Annotated in this window: 17 protein-coding genes and 1 pseudogene; 6 read left to right on the top strand and 12 right to left on the bottom strand. The window is 64.3% G+C overall.

Annotated elements, in window-relative coordinates:
- The 3 genes and pseudogenes from F1735_RS36895 to rnk all read right to left on the bottom strand — a co-directional run.
- The coding region (locus F1735_RS36895; RefSeq protein ID WP_229506018.1) for a hypothetical protein at positions 1–244 on the bottom strand (244 nt) is incomplete at its 3' end.
- A gap of 130 nt (positions 245–374) precedes the next feature.
- Positions 375–710: pseudogene (locus tag F1735_RS38330) on the bottom strand (GreA/GreB family elongation factor); the annotation flags it as partial.
- Positions 711–824: 114 nt separating this feature from the next.
- Positions 825–1232 carry a nucleoside diphosphate kinase regulator gene (gene rnk / locus F1735_RS28795; protein WP_167240122.1) on the bottom strand — a complete coding sequence of 136 codons (408 nt, stop codon included), beginning with the start codon at positions 1230–1232 and terminating at the stop codon, positions 825–827.
- 475 nt (positions 1233–1707) lie between these two features.
- On the opposite strand from rnk, the gene F1735_RS28790 reads away from it, so the two are divergent.
- Positions 1708–2214 (top strand): DUF6985 domain-containing protein, encoded by a 507-nt coding sequence (locus F1735_RS28790; protein ID WP_167240121.1) that lies wholly within the window; start codon positions 1708–1710, stop codon positions 2212–2214.
- A gap of 17 nt (positions 2215–2231) precedes the next feature.
- On the top strand, positions 2232–2543 hold the full coding sequence (locus F1735_RS28785) for a YdhR family protein (RefSeq protein WP_167240120.1): 312 nt from the start codon (positions 2232–2234) through the stop codon (positions 2541–2543).
- Positions 2544–2625: 82 nt separating this feature from the next.
- On the opposite strand, the gene F1735_RS28780 is transcribed toward F1735_RS28785, so the two are convergent.
- The 7 genes from F1735_RS28780 to paoA all read right to left on the bottom strand — a co-directional run bounded on the left by F1735_RS28780 (position 2626) and on the right by paoA (position 12221).
- Positions 2626–5712, bottom strand: a complete 3087-nt coding sequence (locus tag F1735_RS28780; protein WP_167240119.1) for a CHASE domain-containing protein — start codon at positions 5710–5712, stop codon at positions 2626–2628.
- 119 nt (positions 5713–5831) lie between these two features.
- On the bottom strand, positions 5832–6581 hold the full coding sequence (locus F1735_RS28775) for a class I SAM-dependent methyltransferase (protein ID WP_167240118.1): 750 nt from the start codon (positions 6579–6581) through the stop codon (positions 5832–5834).
- Between the two features lie 109 nt (positions 6582–6690).
- The gene (locus F1735_RS28770) at positions 6691–7263 is read right to left on the bottom strand and encodes a hypothetical protein (protein WP_167240117.1); all 573 of its coding nucleotides are present in this window, start codon (positions 7261–7263) and stop codon (positions 6691–6693) included.
- A gap of 79 nt (positions 7264–7342) precedes the next feature.
- Positions 7343–8299 carry a cupin-like domain-containing protein gene (locus tag F1735_RS28765; protein ID WP_167240125.1) on the bottom strand — a complete coding sequence of 319 codons (957 nt, stop codon included), beginning with the start codon at positions 8297–8299 and terminating at the stop codon, positions 7343–7345.
- 132 nt (positions 8300–8431) lie between these two features.
- Positions 8432–10630 carry an aldehyde oxidoreductase molybdenum-binding subunit PaoC gene (paoC, locus tag F1735_RS28760; protein ID WP_167240116.1) on the bottom strand — a complete coding sequence of 733 codons (2199 nt, stop codon included), beginning with the start codon at positions 10628–10630 and terminating at the stop codon, positions 8432–8434.
- Between the two features lie 2 nt (positions 10631–10632).
- Positions 10633–11586 (bottom strand): FAD binding domain-containing protein, encoded by a 954-nt coding sequence (locus tag F1735_RS28755; RefSeq protein ID WP_167240115.1) that lies wholly within the window; start codon positions 11584–11586, stop codon positions 10633–10635.
- Positions 11583–12221, bottom strand: coding sequence for an aldehyde dehydrogenase iron-sulfur subunit PaoA (paoA, locus tag F1735_RS28750; RefSeq protein ID WP_167240114.1), 639 nt, complete (start codon positions 12219–12221; stop codon positions 11583–11585). The genes F1735_RS28755 and paoA overlap by 4 nt, the downstream gene beginning before the upstream one ends.
- Before the next feature lie 110 nt (positions 12222–12331).
- Here paoA and F1735_RS28745 point away from each other — a divergent pair, with 110 nt between their 5' ends.
- A complete protein-coding gene (locus tag F1735_RS28745; protein ID WP_167240113.1) occupies positions 12332–12670 on the top strand; it encodes a hypothetical protein in 339 nt (112 codons plus the stop codon).
- 87 nt (positions 12671–12757) lie between these two features.
- Here the strand turns inward: F1735_RS28745 and F1735_RS28740 are convergent, their stop codons facing one another.
- Positions 12758–13657, bottom strand: a complete 900-nt coding sequence (locus tag F1735_RS28740) for a M48 family metallopeptidase (protein WP_167240124.1) — start codon at positions 13655–13657, stop codon at positions 12758–12760.
- Positions 13658–13985: 328 nt separating this feature from the next.
- Between F1735_RS28740 and F1735_RS28735 the strand changes: the two genes are divergently transcribed.
- The 3 genes from F1735_RS28735 to F1735_RS28725 all read left to right on the top strand — a co-directional run bounded on the left by F1735_RS28735 (position 13986) and on the right by F1735_RS28725 (position 18611).
- Positions 13986–15356 carry a DUF4214 domain-containing protein gene (locus tag F1735_RS28735; RefSeq protein ID WP_167240112.1) on the top strand — a complete coding sequence of 457 codons (1371 nt, stop codon included), beginning with the start codon at positions 13986–13988 and terminating at the stop codon, positions 15354–15356.
- Between the two features lie 252 nt (positions 15357–15608).
- Positions 15609–16997, top strand: coding sequence for a DUF4214 domain-containing protein (locus F1735_RS28730; protein WP_167240111.1), 1389 nt, complete (start codon positions 15609–15611; stop codon positions 16995–16997).
- 216 nt (positions 16998–17213) lie between these two features.
- Positions 17214–18611 carry an amino acid permease gene (locus F1735_RS28725; RefSeq protein WP_167240110.1) on the top strand — a complete coding sequence of 466 codons (1398 nt, stop codon included), beginning with the start codon at positions 17214–17216 and terminating at the stop codon, positions 18609–18611.
- Between the two features lie 110 nt (positions 18612–18721).
- Here the strand turns inward: F1735_RS28725 and F1735_RS35850 are convergent.
- A partial coding sequence (locus F1735_RS35850; RefSeq protein ID WP_222853105.1) for a hypothetical protein occupies positions 18722–18951 on the bottom strand: 230 nt, incomplete at its 5' end.

The raw sequence follows: 18951 nt of genomic DNA, 5'->3' as shown, positions 1-18951 counted from the left end.
CGTTATCCGGCAGTACATCGAACAGCAGCAGACGCCGCACTAGACGCACCAAACCGGACGGCTGCGCCGTCCGCGCTCTTGACCCCGCCCCGCCCTGAAGGGCGAGGTTTGCCGCGCAACCGATCAACAGGCTCAGGATGACGGTGGTGAGCGTGATGCCCACGGCGCCGAAGCCCAGGTGCTGCGGCGTGAACAGAATGACAGGGATCGACAGCGCCGGCAACACTACCAGGCTCAGCGCCATGGTGCGCTCGCCCCGCCTCATGCGCAGCATGGGTGCGGGGCGACTCGGCATTCACGCAATCGGCCGGGTAGCCTTTCCATCTGCGCAAGTCGCCCGACCGCTCCGGCTGCCACGTCAAGGCGACAATGCCCAGCCGCACGGTCTCGCCGCCGGAGCCGCTCCAGGTGACGCATTCGCCCACCCGGCGTCCCAGCAATGCGCTGCCGGCTGGCGACAAGACCGATACATACAGGCTTTCAGCGTGTATATCCTTGGGCAGTGCAAGCGTACGTGACATATTCTCGTCAGCGTCGGCCAGCACGAAATGCACACGCGAATTGAGTGTCACCACATCGGGCGGCACGTGACCGGGCTCGACCACCTCGGCGCGCGCCAGCGCGGCCCGTAAAGCGCTGTGAAGGCTGGCCTGTTCGGGTGGCAAGGAGTCAAGCAGATAGTCGAGGCGTTTCTTGTCGACCGATGTCACGATGAGTGTTGCTGTCACGTCAGCCCCGCGAATACCGTTACCCCCACCCTGCCGATGCGGCGACCGGCGCCGCGAGCAAAGCGGCGGGAGCGCGACGTTGTCATCCGGCTGCGCTCAGCGGTGCAACTCGCCAGCGCGCTCGGGCTGGTACAAGACGTCCAGCACGGTGAGCTGGAAACTGGCGCCGTCGGGACGGCTCCAGTCGATGCTGTCGCCCACCGCCAGGCCGATCAGGGCATTGCCGACCGGCGAGAGGATGGAAACATGCCCGCCATCGGGCTGCATGTCTTTTGGGTAGGCCAGGGTCAGGCTGAACTCCTCGGCAGGCGCGTCGAGGGAAAAGCGCACCCGCGAATTCATGGTCACAACGTCCGGCGGCATGGCGTCCGGCTCGACCAGCTCGGCGCGCGCCAGCTCGTCGAGCAGCACGTTTTTGAGGTCGGACTGCGCGGCCGGCAGCGAATCGAGCAGGGTTTCAAGGCGTTGCATGTCGACGGACGACACAATGATGTTCGGTCTCATGATGGTACTCCACTGATGGGGACCTCGAAAAACCTACTGCGCGGCGCAATTTTCGAAGCCCCCTGATATTGAAAAACGGGGCAATGCGGATGGAGGGTGGCTCGGGAGGACGGGAAACGGGTTTGTTTCCGGTGGGTCCTCACCGAGCTCGGGAGAGCCGGGCGAAATGGCGCGCGAGCGAGCGCGATCCGTCGCCACAAGGGGACGGACCAGCGTGCATCGGACGGGAGCGCAGTGGCTTCATTGGCGGGACATGATCGGCATAGCCCAAGTATAGCGCTACTTGGGCAAAAGCGGCGATATCGGCGATAAAACCGGGCCCGCCTGCCGGGCGCCTCCCGGCGCGTGGCGCAGGCGGCATGGCGCCCGTATAATCACGATGGGATGCCCCCTCGCGCACGAAGGCGCAACGCGCGGTTCCGTCTTTCAAACCCAAACAACGAAAGCACACATGAACGTTCCAGGACTCGGTGACATGACACTCGACGAAGGCACCGACTGGCTTTGCAGCGCGCCGATACAGGTGAAGATGCTCGATGACGCCATGTGCGAGATCGTCCTCGAAGGCTATGCCGAGGACCCGCACCAGGAAGATTTTCACGCCGCGATCGCCGCTTTCCTGTCCAGCGGCCCGGACGTGCTCAAGGCGGCGCAAGCGCATATCTTCCAGTATTACCGCGATGTGAGCGGCCGCCAGAGCGCATCCGACGAGGGCTTCGTTGCCATCGACACGCCCGCCGACGTCTGGCGCCACATCCAGTTCGGCGACGAGCCAATGGTGGAACGGGGCGATCCCGACGAGCGCGATGTCTACATTTCGATCACCTGCAACTGCGATTGGGAACGCGAACACGGACTGCAGATCGTCCTGCGAAATGGCGACACGGTGTGCAAGATCGGCCCTTTCGATGGACACGTGACCAATGCCGATGCGTTCGACGACGACAGCCTGAAGCAGCTTATCTACCACAGCTTGAGCTGAGAGCGCAGGAGTCACCGATGATCATCGCCATAACCGCGTTTTCGCTACCCAAGCCCATCACCCGCGAGGAAGCGCGCACCATCTTCCTGAGCACCGCGCCGACCTACCAGGATGTGCCGGGACTGCTGCAAAAGCACTATGTGCTCTCGGAAGACGGGGGCACGGCGGGCGGCGTCTACGTCTGGGCATCGCGGGCGCAAGCCGAAGCGATGTACACGCCGGCCTGGCGCGCATTCGTGCGGGGCAAGTACGGCGCCGAGCCATCGGTCAGCTATTTCGACAGCCCGGTCATGGTCGACAATGTGGCGCAGAAGGTTTTCACTTACTAGCGGCGAGCCGCACACCTTCGATGCGGCGCCATCGCTTCGACATCATTGTCGATAGCGAGCAGGCCAGCAAGCTTGACGCGCTTCAGCTACGCAGCATCTTGCTCGCCAGCGCGTCACGCACGTGCTGCGCCAGTTGCGCGCGCCGGTAAGGTTTACCGAGCAGGCGCACGCCGTCATCGAGCCGCCCGCCCGTGGTGAGCGCGTCGCGCGTGTAGCCGGACGTGTACAGCACCGCCACGCCAGGCAGCTCGCGCTGCGCCAGCATCGCCAGTTCGATGCTCGACACCGGTCCCGGCATCACCACGTCGGTAAACAGCAGATCGAACCACGCCCCCCTGCGCAGCATGGCCAGCGCGCTGGCGCCGTCGTGCGCTTCCAGCACGCAGTAGCCAAGTTCGTTCAGGGTCGCCACCGTGGTCGCGCGCACGTCCGCATCGTCTTCCACCACCAGCACCGTTTCACTGCCGCCGACCACGTCCTGCTCGGCCGCACCGATCTTGTCGATGGCGCGCTGCGCTGAACGCGGCAGGTAAATTGCCACCGTAGTACCTTCGCCCGCCTCGCTGTCGAGCACGATGTGGCCGCCGCTCTGCTTGACGAAGCCGTAGGCCATGCTCAGCCCCAGGCCGGTCCCCTGCCCCACCGGCTTGGTGGTGAAGAACGGCTCGAAGGCGTGCGCCATCACCTCGGCATCCATGCCCTGGCCGGTATCGGCAAAGCTGAAGCGGATGTAGTCGCCGGGCGCCAGGTCAAGCGCGCCGGCATGCGCGGTGTCCACCGTCTCGTTGCGCAGGCCGATGGTCAGCACGCCGCCGCCGGACATGGCGTCGCGCGCGTTGATGGCCAGGTTGAGGACCACGTTTTCCCACTGGCCGGGGTCGACCATCGTGTTCCACAGCCCGTCATCGGCGTCGATACAGATGCGCACCGATTCGCCGAGCGCGCGTTGCAGCAGGTCGTCCATGCCCTGCAAGGTTTGCAGGGGGTTGAGCACCACCGGCTGCAGCGGCTGGCGGCGCGCGAACGCAAGCAGCTGCGAGGCCAGCTTGGCGCCACGGTCGACCGCCGACTGGATGCTGTTCAAGCGCTTGTGCAGGCGCGCGTCGTCGCGGTTGCTCAGCTGGAGCAGTTGCACATTGCCGCCGATGACATGCAGCACGTTGTTGAAGTCGTGCGCCACGCCGCCGGTCAGCTTGCCGACCGCTTCGAGCTTTTGCGAATGCTGCAGGGCGTGGCGCGCTTCTTCCAGCGCCAGGCTGCGCTCGACTTCGAGCTGTTCGGCGAGCTTGCGTTCGGAGATGTCGCGCATGAAGGCGCTGATCACGAAGCCGGATGCCTGCGGAAAGCCGGCAATGGCCAGTTCGACCGGCACCCGGCGCCCGTCGCGGTGCTGCGCGCTCACTTCGAACACGTTGCGGATCACCGTGCCGGCGCCGCTGGCGACCATGCGCGCGATGCCGGCGTTGTGGGCGGCGCGCAGTTCGGCCGGAATGATCAGGGTGGCCAGGTCGCGCCCGATGGCGCTTGCCGCCGGCCAGCCGAACATGGCTTCGGCCTTGGCGTTCCAGTCGGTGATGCGCCCGTCCGCGCCGACGGCGACAAAGGCGTCGTGCGAATGGTCGAGGATGACGCTGACCCGGTGCTGTTCGGCCGCCAGGCGCGTATTCGCCTGGAGCAGGGTTTGTTCGTCGGCCTTGGCGCGCGTGATGTCGCTGTGGGTGCCGATGGTGCGCAGCGGATGGCCGGCGGCGTCGCGCGTGACCGCCATGCCGCGCGCGCGGATCCAGCGCCAGGCGCCATTCTTGCAGCGCAGGCGGAACTGGCATTCGTACGACTGGTCGGTGCTCTCGACGTAGGCGTTCAGGGTGGCCAGCACGCGCTCGCGGTCCTTCTCGTGCATCAGCGCCTGGAAGGCGGCGTCGGTGGGCGCGATCTCGTCGGCGCCGTAGCCGAGCATTTCTTTCCAGCGGCGCGAATGGACGATGTCGCCGGTGCCGCGATTCCAGTCCCAGACGCCGTCGCCGGCGCCCTCCAGAGCGTACTTCCAGCGAAATTCGCTTTCGCTGAGCTGGCGCGTCATGTCGGCGGCCAGCGCCACGGCGCGCCCGCGGCCGGAGGCGAGCGTCCACACCAGCATGGCCAGCAGGGCGCCGGTGGCGAGGCCGATGATGGCGATGAAGTGCGGCCGGTCCGTCCCCTGGCGCGCCTCGAACTGGGCGGCCGAGCGCATGTGCAAAATCCACGGACGGCCGGCGACGACCACCCGCACGACGGTGGAAAAGCGGGCCGGGCGCCGCATGTCGGCCGGTGTTTCGCGCGCCGAGCGGAATAGCCTGGCGCTGTCCGCGATCGCGTTGCCGTCGTAGATCGAGAGCATGATGTCGCCCGAGCGTTCGCCGCCCAGGCCAGCCATCAGGTCGTCCATGCGAAACGGCGCGCCGACCCAGCCGATGATGCTGGCGCGCCGCTCGGCCACGGTGGCGGCGGGAGCATTGCGCCGGTACACGGGCAGGTACATGACCAGCCCGGCCTGTTCGTTGCGGCCGTTTTCCTGGATCAGGCGCACCTTGCCCGAGGCGGCCGACTGGCCGGTATCGCGCGCCCGTTCCATGGCGGCGCGCCGGGTCGGGTCGCTCAGCATGTCGAAGCCGAGCGCGCGCAGGTTCAGGCCGGTGAAAGGTTCGATGTGGGTGATGGCCGACAACACCGGCCGATTGCCGGGCGGATGGACGGTGTAGCCAGGACTTTCGCGGCGGCGCGCGGCGGTATGCGCGTCGAGTTCGGCGGGCGCGAGCAGTTCGACCAGCGCGATTCCCTGGATGCCGGGATAGGTTTCCTCAATCCGCAGCGAGGCGATGTAATCGCGAAAATCCTGGCTTTCGACCTTCATCGAGCCGAGCAAAAAGGCCTGGGTGCCGCGTTGGACTTGCTCGTAATTGCCCATGCGCTGTTCGATGCGGCGCTCCATCTGGCGCGCCTCGAAGGCAAATTCGGCTTGCTGGCGATCTTCGAGTTCGGCGCGGGCAATCTGCCAGGCGAAAGACGTTACAATAATAGCAATAAGAAAAATCGTCAGCGCCAGCAGCGAGGGGGCGTACTTACCATGGATGGCGCTGACAAGCGCACCACCGTGGCGCTTTTCTTCAGGTTGGGCAACGCTGGTCGGCATAGGCAGCTTCAAGAAGGAGAACCCGCATTATTCACCAAACGTGAAATTCTCCGAGGCAAAGTGTTGCAGTACGCCTACTTTACGCGGGATGCGTCGTTGCCCTTGCAATGGTCCGACATTTATGCAGGCCGGGTGCCGACCAGGATCGGCTGGTAAAAGGCGTCGTCGATGCGGCGCACCTTGTCGAACCCGGCTTCGCGCATCAGTGCGCACATCTTGTCGGTCGAAATGGCGTAGTAGCGCGAGCGCATCGCATGCGTTTGCACCGCCTGGCTCGCCAGGTCTTCTTCGATGAAGTAAAAGGTCAGGTCGTAGTGTTCGCCGGCGAAATCCCAGACCTGGAACAGCACGTAGCGCTTGCCGTCTTCGGTGCGCGCGCCGTAGGGCTTGACCAGGTTGACGCCGCGCTCCTCGCGCGCGTAATCGCGCATCGACATCAAAAAGCCGCCGCCGGGCGCCAGGCAAGCGAACATCTGGCGCAGCGCGATCAGCAGGTCGTCATCGGTGAGCAGGTGCGGCAGCGAGTTGTCGCACGAGAGGACGATATCGAAACCGCCGCCATGATGATCATGCGCGCGGCGCATGTCGCACACCGACAAGCCGACGCTGGCGCCGGCCAGAATCGCTTCGCGCCGGGCGCGCTCGATCTCTTTTTCGGACAGGTCCGACGCGCTGACCGAAAAGCCGCGCCGGGCCAGTCCGATGGCCTGGGTGCCGATGCCGCAGGACACGTCCAGCAGCTTGCGCTTGCCCGGCCATTCGGCGTCGATGAGCTTGCCAAGCTGCTCGCCCTGCAAGGCGACGCTGGCGTGCCAGTCCTGGTGGATCAGGTGGTAAAAAGGCGTCAGGCGGTCGTAAAAATCGGACATGGATTCCTCGTCAATGGCGGAGCGCAAGCTCGTGGATAGACGGGAATAATAGCATTCAGGCAAAGTTGATGCCCGACATCATTCGGCTGACGCCAGCGAAGCGAAGAATTTACGCCACGGCCCTGCGCGGTTTTTTGTGGCGCCGTTTCAGGCAATGGACCAGCTTGGATAAATCGACCTTGGAGCCGTAGACGTCAATCTTGTTGTCGTTGCGCAGCCAGACATCGACATCTTGCGCAATCCAGAGCATCGGCCAGAATTCGGCCTTTTCTTGCGGGAAGAAATGTACATGGCCGGGTTCACCAAATGCCGACGCCTGGACCGCATAACGGTTCCCGGTCATTACTTCCTCGATGTCGTCCAGAAAACGCTGGGCCGGGACCTGCGTGGTGATCGTGACCTTTGCCGGCAGTTCATCGTAGGGCATCATAATGGTGGCGATGAACACCAAAACCAGCAAGCTGAGCGGCGTAAAGCCACGCGCGGACGGCGGCAACTGGAAAAACATGTCCTGCAATGTCCACATTGTTATGTAGAAACACATCGTCAGGGTGAAATGGTTCGCCGAACGATACGGCCACAGGTATCGCCATAGCGGGTGCATGCGCCTGGTCCGCGAGACTGTAAATGGTGGTGCCTGGTGCTGAAACCGACGGGCCGAATGTTCGTACGAGGTGGACATGGGTAAACCCTTCATATGGTGGCATTTTCATAAGACAATGCGCAGCAAGAGAAAGTTCCCTCGTCCACCGGCTTTTTTGCTAGTCCCCCGCGCGCCGCAAGGACGCGTCCCCATTCAAGGCATACGGCATCGCCCTTGCCCAGCGGTTGGCCGACAGCGAAAACGTCAACGCGCGCACCTGGTGATACCAGCCTGCCGGCACATACAGCATGTCGCCCGGATTGACGATGACCTCGATCATGGCTGCCTGGCGCGCCAGCGGGAATGTGTCGAAATCGGGCGCCTCGGGGTCGACCGGCGAACCGAACAAAATGGCATTGGCCTGGCTGGGATACAGGAATTGGTCGTGGTGCGGCGGCACCAGGAAAATCCGCTTGCTGCCCCAGACCTGCGCGAAGATGTTGTCGTCGTAGTCGCAATGGAGCGGCGTGACCGTGCCCGCCGGCCCGAGCCAGAAGCGTGGCGGCCCCATTTTGCTGAAGTACGCCGGCCAGTAGCACAGGCTGTTCAATTCGCGCAATTCCAGATTGCCCAGGTAGGGCGGCAAGCCTTGCGTGCCGGCGGCGACCAGGTCCAGATACTCCAGCATGGACATATCGCGCATGGCGCGGTCGGGCGCGAAAGCGGTGTTGATATAGTCGCCCACGCGCGCGCGCACCGGCACGTGGCTGAAGCGCTCGCGCAGCGATTGCGGCGTGAGGGACGACAATGGCCAGCGCGTGGCCACGCCCGTGATCAGAAAGGGCTGCCCTTGCGCCGCGCGCGCGCGGAACGCCGCCGCATCGAGCACGCCGATGCGCGGCACGTCGTCGATGACCGGCAGTTCGCGTGCGACCCGCTTGATCGCTTCGCGCATGGCGTCGATGGACGTCACCCCGCGCACCAGCGCATCGCGTTCCTCGCGCGCCCGCTTTTTGGCGGCGGCGTCGCCGGACCATGCCGTCTCCGTCGCCAGCAGCGTTGGCGGCAGCCGTGGCGCCACCCGCGCAGGTAGTGGCCCCAGCTCGGGAACCACCGTATTGTTCTCACTTGACATAGACAATGACCATCTTCCCGTTATGACTGTCGACCCGGCGGCGAACCGGAAACCTGCGGTTCGCGCCGTGGGGCGACAGCATAACGCATGCGATGGCGCTGTTCCACTTTTTCGTGGCGTGGAAAAGCCGCGTCAGCTCATGGCCGGCATCTTCTCGAGCAGCTTGTCGAGCGTGAGCGGATAGTCGCGCACGCGCACGCCGGTGGCGTTGTAGACGGCATTCGCAATTGCCGCCGCCACCCCGCAAATACCCAGCTCGCCCACGCCCTTGGCCTTCATCGGCGACGACATCGGATCGGTCTCGTCGAGGAACACCACCTCCTGGTGCGGCACGTCGGCATGCACCGGCACCTCATACCCGGCCAGGTCGTGATTGACAAAAAACCCGGTGCGCGTATCGACCACCAGTTCTTCCATCAGCGCCGCGCCCAGGCCCATCGTCATCGCCCCGATCACCTGGCTGCGCGCCGACTTCGGATTGAGGATACGCCCCGCCGCGCATACGGCCAGCATGCGCCGCACCCGCGTTTCGCCGGTGACGGCATCGACCGCCACTTCGACAAAATGCGCGCCAAAGGTCGACTGCTGGAATTTCTTGTCGAGGTCGCCGTACTCCATCGTGTCCTCGGCCACCAGTTCGCCGCCCCGCGCGGCCTGCGCCAGCGGGACGCTCTTGCCGCCCGCGCTGACGGCGCCGCCGGCAAATTGGGCGGCGGCCGGGTCCATCCCCAGCTGTTGCGCCACCGCCTCGCGCATCTTCATGCATGCCGCGTACACGCCGGCGGTGGAACTGTTGGCGCCCCACTGCCCGCCCGAGCCGGCCGATACCGGAAAGCGCGAGTCGCCCAGGCGCACCACCACCTTGTCGATCGCCACGCCCATCATCTCGGCCGCGGTCTGGGCGATGACGGTGTAGCTGCCGGTGCCGATGTCGGTCATGTCGGTTTCCACCGTGACCACGCCCTTGCCGTCGAGGCGAATGCGGGCCCCCGACTTCATCACCATGTTGTTACGGAAGGCGCTGGCCACGCCCATGCCGATCAGCCAGCGCCCTTCGCGCTTCTTGCCCGGTTCGGCACTGCGTTCCTTCCAGCCGAACTTGTCGGCGCCGCTGCGCAGGCAGTCGATCAGGCGGCGTTGCGAGAACGGCCGGCCCGGTTTTTCCGGATCGACCTTGGTATCATTGAGGATGCGGAAGGTGACCGGGTCGATCTTGAGCTTGTGGGCCATTTCGTCCATGGCGATTTCGAGCGCCATCAGGCCGGGCGCTTCGCCCGGGGCGCGCATCGCGTTCCCTTCGGGCAGGTCGAGCACCGCCAGGCGCATTCTGGTCATGCGGTGCGCGCCGGCGTACAGCAGGCGCGTTTGCATCACCGCCGTCTCGGGTTGACCGCCCGGCAGGTCGCCCGACCAGCTTTCGTGGCCGATTGCGCTGATCTTGCCGTCGCGCGTGGCGCCGATGCGGATGCGCTGGATGGTGGCCGGACGGTGCGTGGTGTTGTTGATCATCAGCGGGCGGCTCAGCGCCACCTTCACCGGCCGCCTGGCCGCGCGCGCGCCCAGCGCCGCCAGCAAGGCTTCCGAACGCAGGAACAGTTTGCCGCCGAAGCCACCGCCAATGTATGGCGAAACCAGGCGCACCTTGTCTTTCGGGATGCCGAGCGTCCTGGCCAGGTCGCCGCGGGTCCAGTCGATCATCTGGTTCGCGGTCCACACGGTCAGCTGCTCGCCGTCCCACGAAGCGATCGAGGCGTGCGGCTCCATCATCGCGTGCGACTGGTCCGGCGTGCGGTAGGTGGCGTCGAGCCGGACCGGCGCGCCGGCGTAGGCGCGCTCGAAGTCGCCCACCTTGGTGTCCGCATTCTCTCCCTTGGGCTCGGTGGCCGAGCCCTTGGCCTTCTCGAGGTCATACGCGCCCTTCTCTTTCGCATACGTCACCTTGACCAGGTTGGCGGCGGCGCGCGCCTGCTCGAACGTTTCGGCCACCACGAGCGCGATGGCCTGGTGGTAGTGCTCGATGTCGGGCCCGGCGAGCAGTTTGGCGGTATTGAACTTGCCCTTGCCGAGGGCGCCGGCGTTGTCGGCGCTGATGACGGCGATCACGCCCGGCGCGCGCCGCGCTTCATCGAGCTTGATCGACGTGATGCGGCCCTTGGCGATGCCGGCGCCGACCACGTGGCCGTAGGCGGCGTTCGGCGCCGCCTCATTCTGCTCGTAGGCGTAGGGCGCCGTGCCGGTGGTCTTGGCCGGGCCGTCGATGCGGTCGAGCGGACGGCCGACCACTTTCATCTGGTCGATCGGATTGGTGGTGGCGGGAGTGGAAAACTTCATGGTCAGCCTTTCTTCGCATCGGCCAGCACCGCGTGAAGCGTGCGCTGGACCAGCGTGATTTTGAATGCGTTGTCGTGCGTCGTTTTTGCCCCTGCCAGCAACTGGTCGGCAACGGCTTTGGCGCCGCCGGCCATCTTTTGCTCGGCCGCTTCGATGCGCCACGGCTTGTGGGCCACGCCGCCGAGCGCCACCCGGCCGCCGCCGCCCGGCAGGATCACCGCCGCCACCGACACCAGCGCAAAAGCGTACGAGGAACGGTCGCGCACCTTGCGGTACACATGCGTGCCGCCGAGCGGCTTGGGCAAGGTGACGCTGGTGATCAGTTCGCCCGGTTCGAGCAACGTCTCGATGTGCGGCGTGCTGCCCGGCAGGCGGTGGAAGTCGGCAATCGGAATCGTGCGCGCGGCGCCATTGGCGCGCACCGTTTCCACCTGGGCGTCGAGCAGGCGCATGGCCACCGCCATGTCGCTCGGATGGGTGGCGATGCAGGCGTCGCTGGCGCCGACAATGGCGTGCTGGCGGCTGAAGCCGCCGATGGCCGAACAGCCGCTGCCCGGCTGGCGCTTGTTGCAGGGCTGGTTGGTGTCATAAAAATAGGGGCAGCGCGTGCGCTGCAGCAGGTTGCCGGCGGTGGTCGCCTTGTTCCGCAACTGCATCGAGGCGCCCGACAGCAAGGCGCGCGCGAGCACGGCGTAGTCGCGCCGCACCCGCTCATCCGCCGCCAGGTCGGTATTGCGCACCAGGGCGCCGATGCGCAGGCCGCCGTCCGCGGTGGCGTCGATCTTGTCCAGGCCGAGGCCGTTGACATCGATCAGGTGGCCCGGGGTTTCGATCTCGAGCTTCATCAGGTCGAGCAGGTTGGTGCCGCCGGCGATGAATTTGGCGCCCGGGGAGCGCATGGCGGCGGACGCGGCGTCGGCGGCACTGGTGGCGCGCTGGTAGGTAAAGACCTTCATGCGCCGCTCCCCGCGACGTCGGTGATCGCATCGAGGATGTTCGAATAGGCCCCGCAGCGACAGATGTTGCCGCTCATGCGCTCGCGGATTTCCTCCGCCGACAGCAGCGGCCTGGCCATCAGGTCGGCGCTCACGTGGCTGGGGATGCCCTGCTTGATCTCGCTGAGGAGCGAGACGGCCGAACAGATCTGCCCCGGCGTACAGTAGCCGCACTGGTAGCCGTCATGCTTGATGAAGGCGGCCTGCATCGGGTGCAGCTTGTCCTTGTTGCCCAGGCCTTCGATGGTGGTGATGTCGGAACCCTCGTGCATCACCGCCAGGCTGAGGCAGGAATTGATGCGGCGCCCATCGACGATGACGGTGCAGGCGCCGCACTGGCCATGGTCGCAACCCTTCTTGGTGCCGGTCAGGTGCAGGTTTTCGCGCAGCACATCGAGCAAGGTGGTGCGGGTATCGACCTCGAGCGCGTGGCGCTTGCCGTTGACCTGGAAGGCGACCTTGTTGGTCACCGGCGCGGCGGCGGGCGCGGCGGCGACCGCCCCGGCCGCGCCCGGCACGCCGGCCGCCGTCACGCTGATGGCGCCTGCGATTAACAGTTCCCGCCTCGATAGTTTGATGTCGCTGAACTCGTCCATGTGTTGGCATCCTTTGAAGGCGTTGAATGATGGGTTGCGCGTACGAAAAACGCGCAAGGTATCAAGAATACCCGGCCTGCATGGATCGGTCTGTTAGTACACGCACACTCGTGCGACAAACTGGCCGGGACGCGCTGCTGCTTCAAAAGAAGATCGGCATCGCCTCGAACTTCACCCTGGCGCTGGAAACATTCGACAAGGGCAACCGCTATGACGGCGACCTCGCGGCCGGCATGGCGCGCAAGCTGCTCGGGGCAGTCACGGCAACGACCGACGCGTTCGATTTCCAGGACGATGTGATTGATGCGATGTTTGCCCTGCCGCCGCCACGTGGCGTGCCCGGCCAGGCAAGAGAGATGCCGTTCGCTGCGCATGAGACGCCTCGCGACGCGCCGCTCATCGAACTGACCGGGGTCGGCGCCATTGCCGACGCGTTCATGTTTGCCTGAGTGTACGGCAAGTGAGCGTGCGGACGGGATGGTGACTGTATAGGGAACAGAAGCGCTTGCCTTGCAAGGCAAGCGCATTGACTTCACTTACCTGGATGACTTCTTCTTGCCGGTCTTGCTCGTTGCCGCTGGCTTGCTGGCCGACTCAGGCTTGGCCGGCGCTTCCGGCTTGGCCGCTCCCTCTGGCTTGGTCGCCGCCTCATACAGCGGGGTCACGCGCGGCTGCATCGCGGTCAGCGAAGCGATCCGGGTGGAATCCGACGGGTGGGTCGACAAAAACTCGGCGTTGCCGGCGCCGCCCGATGCGGCTGCCATCTTTTCCCACACCGACATCGCCGCGCGCGGATTGTAGCCGGCGCGCGCCGCCAGTTCCAGGCCCATGGTGTCGGCTTCCGATTCATGCTCGCGCGAGTTCGGCAAGGTGAACAGGTAGTGGGTCGCTTCGCTGGCGACCGCGACCTGCAAGCCCTTGCTCGGGGCCAGCACGCCGGCCAGCGCGGTCAGGCCGCCGGTGGCCTTGGCCTGCGACATGCGTTCACGCCCGTGCTCGCGCAAGGCGTGGGCGATTTCGTGACCCATGACCATCGCGATTTCATCGTCGGTCAACTTGAGCTGACGGATCAGGCCCGTGTAAAAGGTAATCTTGCCGCCCGGAGCGCAGGAGGCGTTGAGCACCGGCGCGTCGATCAGCGCCAGTTCCCATTTCCAGTCCTTGGCATCGTCACGGAATACCGGCACCTGCACCTGCAGGGCCTTGGCGATACGCGCCACGCGATTGTATTCGGTGCCCTTGGTCACCAGGCGGCCTTCGCTTTTTGCCTTCTGGTTCTGGTTGCTGAAACTGGTCAGCGCCATCGCATCCACTTCCGAGGCCGACACGAGCATCATCTGGGAGCGGGTCACTCCCACGGCTCCCGGCTTGGTGCTGGTGGCGCAACCGGCCAGGGCCGCCACGGCGATCACTGTCAGGCACAGCTTGGTTTGCATGGTGTTCAACATTTTTGCTACTCCGAGTTACATAAAGAATTGCCTATGATAATAGTTTCTTATGCAGATGTCATGATTTTTATCAAGATCAATGATATATTTTATATTAATGTCGTTTTTATCAACACGTTGGTCCCAGTTCAGACTAAATCATCACGAAACTGGCGGTTGGACACGCGGGCTTACCAGTGCTTACACTTGCTAACAGCTCATTAACAAGAAAGACATATTTCTATCTAGAAATTGAACGATACTCGTGGAATACTGAACCGATGCGAGCGACATGCCGGGCATGACGCTTTCCCTGACGAACGACAAGGACACCACCATGGCCTACCCCACTATCGATTACCTTCCCTCGTTGACAGCGCAACAGCTTGCCCAAGCCCATACCCTGGCGCTCGCCACCTACGTCCCGACCAGCGCCACCTCCTCGTGGGACCTGTCGGCCTCGGTGTACACCAGCGCCCCTTACGCGAGCCTGGACGACCTGTATGCGTTCACAGCCGTCGAGAACGCCACCTACGATATTTTCAGCGTCAGCTTTTTCGACCCCTTCCTGATCACGCTGTACGACAAATCGGGCAAGCCGATCGCTGTCGACAGGGAGAGCGACAGCGGCTACAGCAACGATTTCCTGTCCAAATTCGTCGCGCCGTATTCGGGCACGGTGTACGTCGAAGCCGGTTGGCACCAGGGCTCGGCCGATGTCAACCTGGGCGCCTCGCTGTCCATTTACGCCGACCTCGACACCATACCGAAACCGACCAACACGCTCACCGGCACCGATGGCGCGGACGTCTTCGTCGCCACCAAAAGCAGTGACCTCGTCAACGGGCTGGGCGGGATCGACACCATGCTCTACCAGGGCCAGCGCGGCGATTACGACATCGTCAAAAGCGGCGCCGAATTGCTGGTCTACTCGCTGGTCGGCAACGATGGCGTGGACAGCCTGCGCAACGTCGAAAAGCTCTCCTTCTCCGGCCAGGTGACCGACCTGCGCCACAGCGACCTGGCCCAGGCGCTGTACGTGAGCTACTTCGGACGCGCGGCCGACACGGGCGGCCTGAAGGGTTTCCAGGCGCGCCTGGGCGAGCTCAATGCCCCGTCCAGCGCGGCCGAACTGAGCGCACGCTACAACAGCGACCCGGCTATCAAAGTCCTGATCGACTCGTTCGGCTCGAGCGCCGAGTCGAACGCGCTGTACTCGGGCGACAACAAGGCCTTCGTGCGGGCGATCTATACCAACTTGCTCGGGCGCGAGCCGGACCAGGGCGGCCTCGATTTCTGGACCAATGCCATCAACGCCGGCGCGCTCACGCGCGCCAATGCCTCGCTGTCGATCATGGCCGGGGCGCAGGCCAACAGCAGCACCCAGGGCAAGCTGGACGCCCTGCTGATCGGCAACAAGATCAGCGTGGCCTCGAACTTTACCTACGGCCTGGAAACCGAAGGCAAGGTCGGCGCCTACAACGGCCTGGGCGCGGCCGCCGTGGCGCGCGAGCTGCTCAAGCAGGTCACCGCCAGTACCGACGCGTTCACCTTCCAGACCCAGGTGATGAAAGCGGTAAACTCCTTGCCGACCTCGAGCGGAGGCCTGGCCAGCCCGGGCGATGCGCCGGACCTCGCCCAGCCTGACGCACCGGTCATCGCCCTGAGCGGCGTGGACAGCCACTCCCCCGCCTTCATGTATGCCTGATTGATGCCTTACTCTCCTGTGCCGGCCCGCGCCGGCACAGGCATGCCACCTTCGCCGCGCGCCCAGCACCTGCAAATAGTTAACAAAAACAAATAATTGTTGCTAAGTTAGCATAAAATCAGCTACACTCGCCGGTTCAGATTGGTGAGCGAGGCATCCACAGCGGCGCCAGAGCTGCCGACACCCCTGCTGTTTTGCCCGATCAATCCCCCGTCTGCGTGAAGGACGGGCTCGCCTTCCCCAACGACAAGCATGACCTACCTGACCATCGACACCCTGCCCGACCTGAGCCCGGCGCAGATGAATAGCGCTCCCTTGCTGACCTTTTACCCGATCCGCTACGACGGCTACGCGTTCGACTGGGACGAATCGGCCAGTTTCCGCAGCGACGGGGCGCACCTGCTGTCCAATGACGTGTATTACTTTAACGGGATCGCCAACATTCCCTACGACATCTCCAGCGACAGCGCGCGCGATCCGTCGGGCATCACCGTGTACGACATGGCCGGCAATGCGATCGCCGTCGACCGCGAACTGGACTACGATGAGGCCTACCCCAGCGAGCTGTTGATCAATTTTATCGCGCCGTATTCGGGCAAGTTCTATGTCTGCGCGGGCTGGAACCAGCTCAGCACCAACATGAGCACCTCGCTCACCGTGTACGCCGATATGAACCGGCCGGCGAAAGCGCCGCAGCGGATCAAAGGCACCGACCTCGACGAGACTGTCGGGTACGGGAGCGCCGTGGACGACCTGATCGATGGCGCCGGCGGCATCGATCAAGTCGTGTTTTACAATCCGCGCGTCAATTACACCATCCTGCGCAATGGCCATACCACCAGCGTGACCTCGATCCTGCGTAACGAGGGCAACGATGTCCTGTCGAACGTCGAAGTGCTGCGCTTTTCCGATATCACGGGCAAGACGACCTTGCTCGACATGACCTATGTCGACCTGGCCGAATCGCTGTATATCGGCTACTTCGGGCGCGCCGCCGATGTCGGCGGCCTGAACAGCTTCCAGGCCCAGCTGGCCGCGCTGAAAGCGCCCACCACCGTGAGCGGCTTGAATGCGCGCTACGGCACCGATGCCGCGCTCAAGAGCCTGGTCGACTCGTTCGGCGCCAGCGCCGAGTCGAGCGCGCTGTACGGCGGCGACAACAAAAGCTTCGTGACCGCCATCTATACCAACGTGCTCAACCGCGCTCCCGACCAGGGCGGCCTCGATTTCTGGAGCAAGGCCATCGACACCGGCAGCCTGACCCGCGCCGGCGCATCGCTGGCCATCATGGCCGGTGCGCAGTCGAACAACACGCCGCAAGGCCAGGCCGACGCCCAATTGCTGGGCGTAAAAATCAATGTGGCGAGCAATTTCACGTATGCCCTGGACATGGGCAACCTGGGCGGCGCGTACAACGGCACCGGCCCGGCGGCCGCCGTCCGCACCATGCTGGGCACACTCAGCGCCAGCACCGATGTCCTCGCTTTCCAGCCGATGCTGCAACAGGTGATCGGCAAGATGGCCAAGCTCCCCGGCGTGCAAAGCCCGACCCAGGACCTGGCGCCGCCTGACGCCGGGCATGCGCCAGTATTACTTACCGGCATCGACAGCGGCGACAACAGCGCCTTCCTGTTTGCCTGATTCCCTGTTTTACGCCCCGCGCCGGCGCCGTCCGGCGCGGGAACTGCCCGCCTCATCCCCCGCATTTGTTTTCTTTTCGCCATCTTTATTCCCGCAACTCGTCAATGCCCGCGCCCGGTACGTTACAATCGCGGGCGCAGTAGTCGTACACCCCGGCCGTAAAGAAGCTGCCGGAGTGGCATCTTAAAAACATAAGACTTTAAGCGAGACAATTGAATGAGCCTTTTTCGAACGAAAAATCTGGACGCCATGGTGGCGCAAAGCCGCGCCGCCGGTGGCTTGAAGAAAGTGCTGGGACCGCTTGACCTGGTACTGATGGGCATCGGGGCCATCGTCGGCACCGGCATTTTCGTGCTGACCGGCACCGGCGCCGTGACGGCCGGCCCGGCCCTGACCCTGTCCTTCGTGATCGCCGCGATGGCCTGCGGTTTCGCCGCCCTCTGCTACGCCGAGTTTGCCTCCACCATTCCCGTGGCCGGCTCGATCTACACCTACAGCTACGCCACCATGGGCGAAGTGGTGGCCTGGATGATCGGCTGGGATTTGCTGCTCGAATACGGATTGGCCACCTCGGCCGTGTCGGTCGGCTGGTCCGGCTATTTCCAGTCGCTCATCGGCGGGCTCGGGATCAAGCTGCCGGTCGCGCTCACGGCCGCGCCCGGATCGATTCCCGGCGTCGACACCCTGTTCAACCTGCCGGCCATGATCATCATGTTGCTGCTCACGGCCATGCTCTCGTTCGGCGTGCGTGAATCGGCCCGCATCAACAGCGTGATGGTGGTGATCAAGATCGGCGTGGTGTTGCTGTTCATCGTGGTCGGCGCGCGCTACGTCGAGCCGGCCAACTGGCAGCCCTTCATGCCGTTCGGCATGAACGGGACGATGAGCGCGGCCGCGCTGGTGTTTTTCGCTTTCATCGGCTTCGATGCGGTGACCTCGGCGGCGGAAGAAGTCAAGCGCCCCGAGCGCGACCTGCCGATCGGCATCATCGGCTCGCTGGTGGTGTGTACCATCCTGTACGTGATCGTCTCGGCCATCATGACCGGCATCGTGCCTTACCAGCAGTTTGCCGGCGTCGATCATCCGGTCTCGCTGGCCCTGCAGTTCGCCAAGCAGAACTGGGTCGCCGGCTTCGTCGACCTGGGCGCGATCCTGGGCATGACCACCGTGATCCTGGTGATGACCTACGGCCAGACCCGCGTGATTTTCGCCATGTCGCGCGACGGCTTGCTGCCGCAGCGCCTGGCCAAGATCCACCCGAAATACGGCACGCCCTTCTTTGCCACCTGGATGGTCGGCATCGTGTTCGGCCTGATCGCCGCCGTGGTGCCGCTCGGCGTACTGGCCGAGCTGATCAACATCGGCACCCTGGCCGCGTTCTGCCTGGTGTCGGTGGCGGTGATCGTCTTGCGTCGCACCCGTCCAGACCTGCCGCGCGCCTTCCGCTGCCCCGGCGTGCCGGTGGTGCCGGGACTGGCGATCGTTTTCTGCCTGGCACTGATGACCTTCCTCAGCAAGACCACCTGGATCGCCTTCGGCATCTGGCTGGCGATCGGCCTGGTCGTGTACTTTGCGTATTCGCGCCGTCATTCGCTGCTCAATACCGACAAGTAAGCCTGGCCTGGCGCGCGAGCGCCATCCCGGCAACAAAAAAGCCCCTGGAATCAGGGGCTTTTTTGTGCCGATGGCGTGCGGGCGCTTGAGCCGGTCATGGACCCAATTTTTCAGGAAGCAAAAATTGCTGATACGATATCGGGTGCCCGGCGACCTGCTAGCCTGAATTTTGCACAAACCACCGCCGCAGCGCCGCTTTTCCGATGCAGGACCTTTTCAACTTGAATCGGAATGTCGCGGGTGATAGCGTCCCTACCCAATTGAACGGGACAGTCAATGAAGCGGTTTGAAGGTTGAAGTTTGGCGGCGTGTGGTCGATTCTCGGCAGACCGGACGTGAC

The sequence above is a fragment of the Massilia genomosp. 1 genome, assembly GCF_011682185.1.
Classification (GTDB): domain Bacteria; phylum Pseudomonadota; class Gammaproteobacteria; order Burkholderiales; family Burkholderiaceae_D; genus Telluria_A; species Telluria_A rubra.
The sequence above is the reverse complement of the archived record's forward strand: the minus strand, read 5'-3'. Positions and strand labels throughout refer to the sequence as shown.

What these genes read in the sequence shown, in the direction of transcription:
- F1735_RS28775 (WP_167240118.1), bottom strand. Translation starts at nt 6,581, where the DNA reads ATGTCCGATTTTTACGACCGCCTGACGCCTTTTTACCACCTGATCCAC.
- F1735_RS28780 (WP_167240119.1), bottom strand. Translation starts at nt 5,712, where the DNA reads ATGCCGACCAGCGTTGCCCAACCTGAAGAAAAGCGCCACGGTGGTGCG.
- paoC (WP_167240116.1), bottom strand. Translation starts at nt 10,630, where the DNA reads ATGAAGTTTTCCACTCCCGCCACCACCAATCCGATCGACCAGATGAAA.
- F1735_RS28730 (WP_167240111.1), top strand. Translation starts at nt 15,609, where the DNA reads ATGACCTACCTGACCATCGACACCCTGCCCGACCTGAGCCCGGCGCAG.
- paoA (WP_167240114.1), bottom strand. Translation starts at nt 12,221, where the DNA reads ATGGACGAGTTCAGCGACATCAAACTATCGAGGCGGGAACTGTTAATC.
- rnk (WP_167240122.1), bottom strand. Translation starts at nt 1,232, where the DNA reads ATGAGACCGAACATCATTGTGTCGTCCGTCGACATGCAACGCCTTGAA.
- F1735_RS28790 (WP_167240121.1), top strand. Translation starts at nt 1,708, where the DNA reads ATGACACTCGACGAAGGCACCGACTGGCTTTGCAGCGCGCCGATACAG.
- F1735_RS28725 (WP_167240110.1), top strand. Translation starts at nt 17,214, where the DNA reads ATGAGCCTTTTTCGAACGAAAAATCTGGACGCCATGGTGGCGCAAAGC.
- F1735_RS28735 (WP_167240112.1), top strand. Translation starts at nt 13,986, where the DNA reads ATGGCCTACCCCACTATCGATTACCTTCCCTCGTTGACAGCGCAACAG.
- F1735_RS28765 (WP_167240125.1), bottom strand. Translation starts at nt 8,299, where the DNA reads ATGTCAAGTGAGAACAATACGGTGGTTCCCGAGCTGGGGCCACTACCT.
- F1735_RS28785 (WP_167240120.1), top strand. Translation starts at nt 2,232, where the DNA reads ATGATCATCGCCATAACCGCGTTTTCGCTACCCAAGCCCATCACCCGC.
- F1735_RS28770 (WP_167240117.1), bottom strand. Translation starts at nt 7,263, where the DNA reads ATGTCCACCTCGTACGAACATTCGGCCCGTCGGTTTCAGCACCAGGCA.
- F1735_RS28755 (WP_167240115.1), bottom strand. Translation starts at nt 11,586, where the DNA reads ATGAAGGTCTTTACCTACCAGCGCGCCACCAGTGCCGCCGACGCCGCG.
- F1735_RS28740 (WP_167240124.1), bottom strand. Translation starts at nt 13,657, where the DNA reads ATGCAAACCAAGCTGTGCCTGACAGTGATCGCCGTGGCGGCCCTGGCC.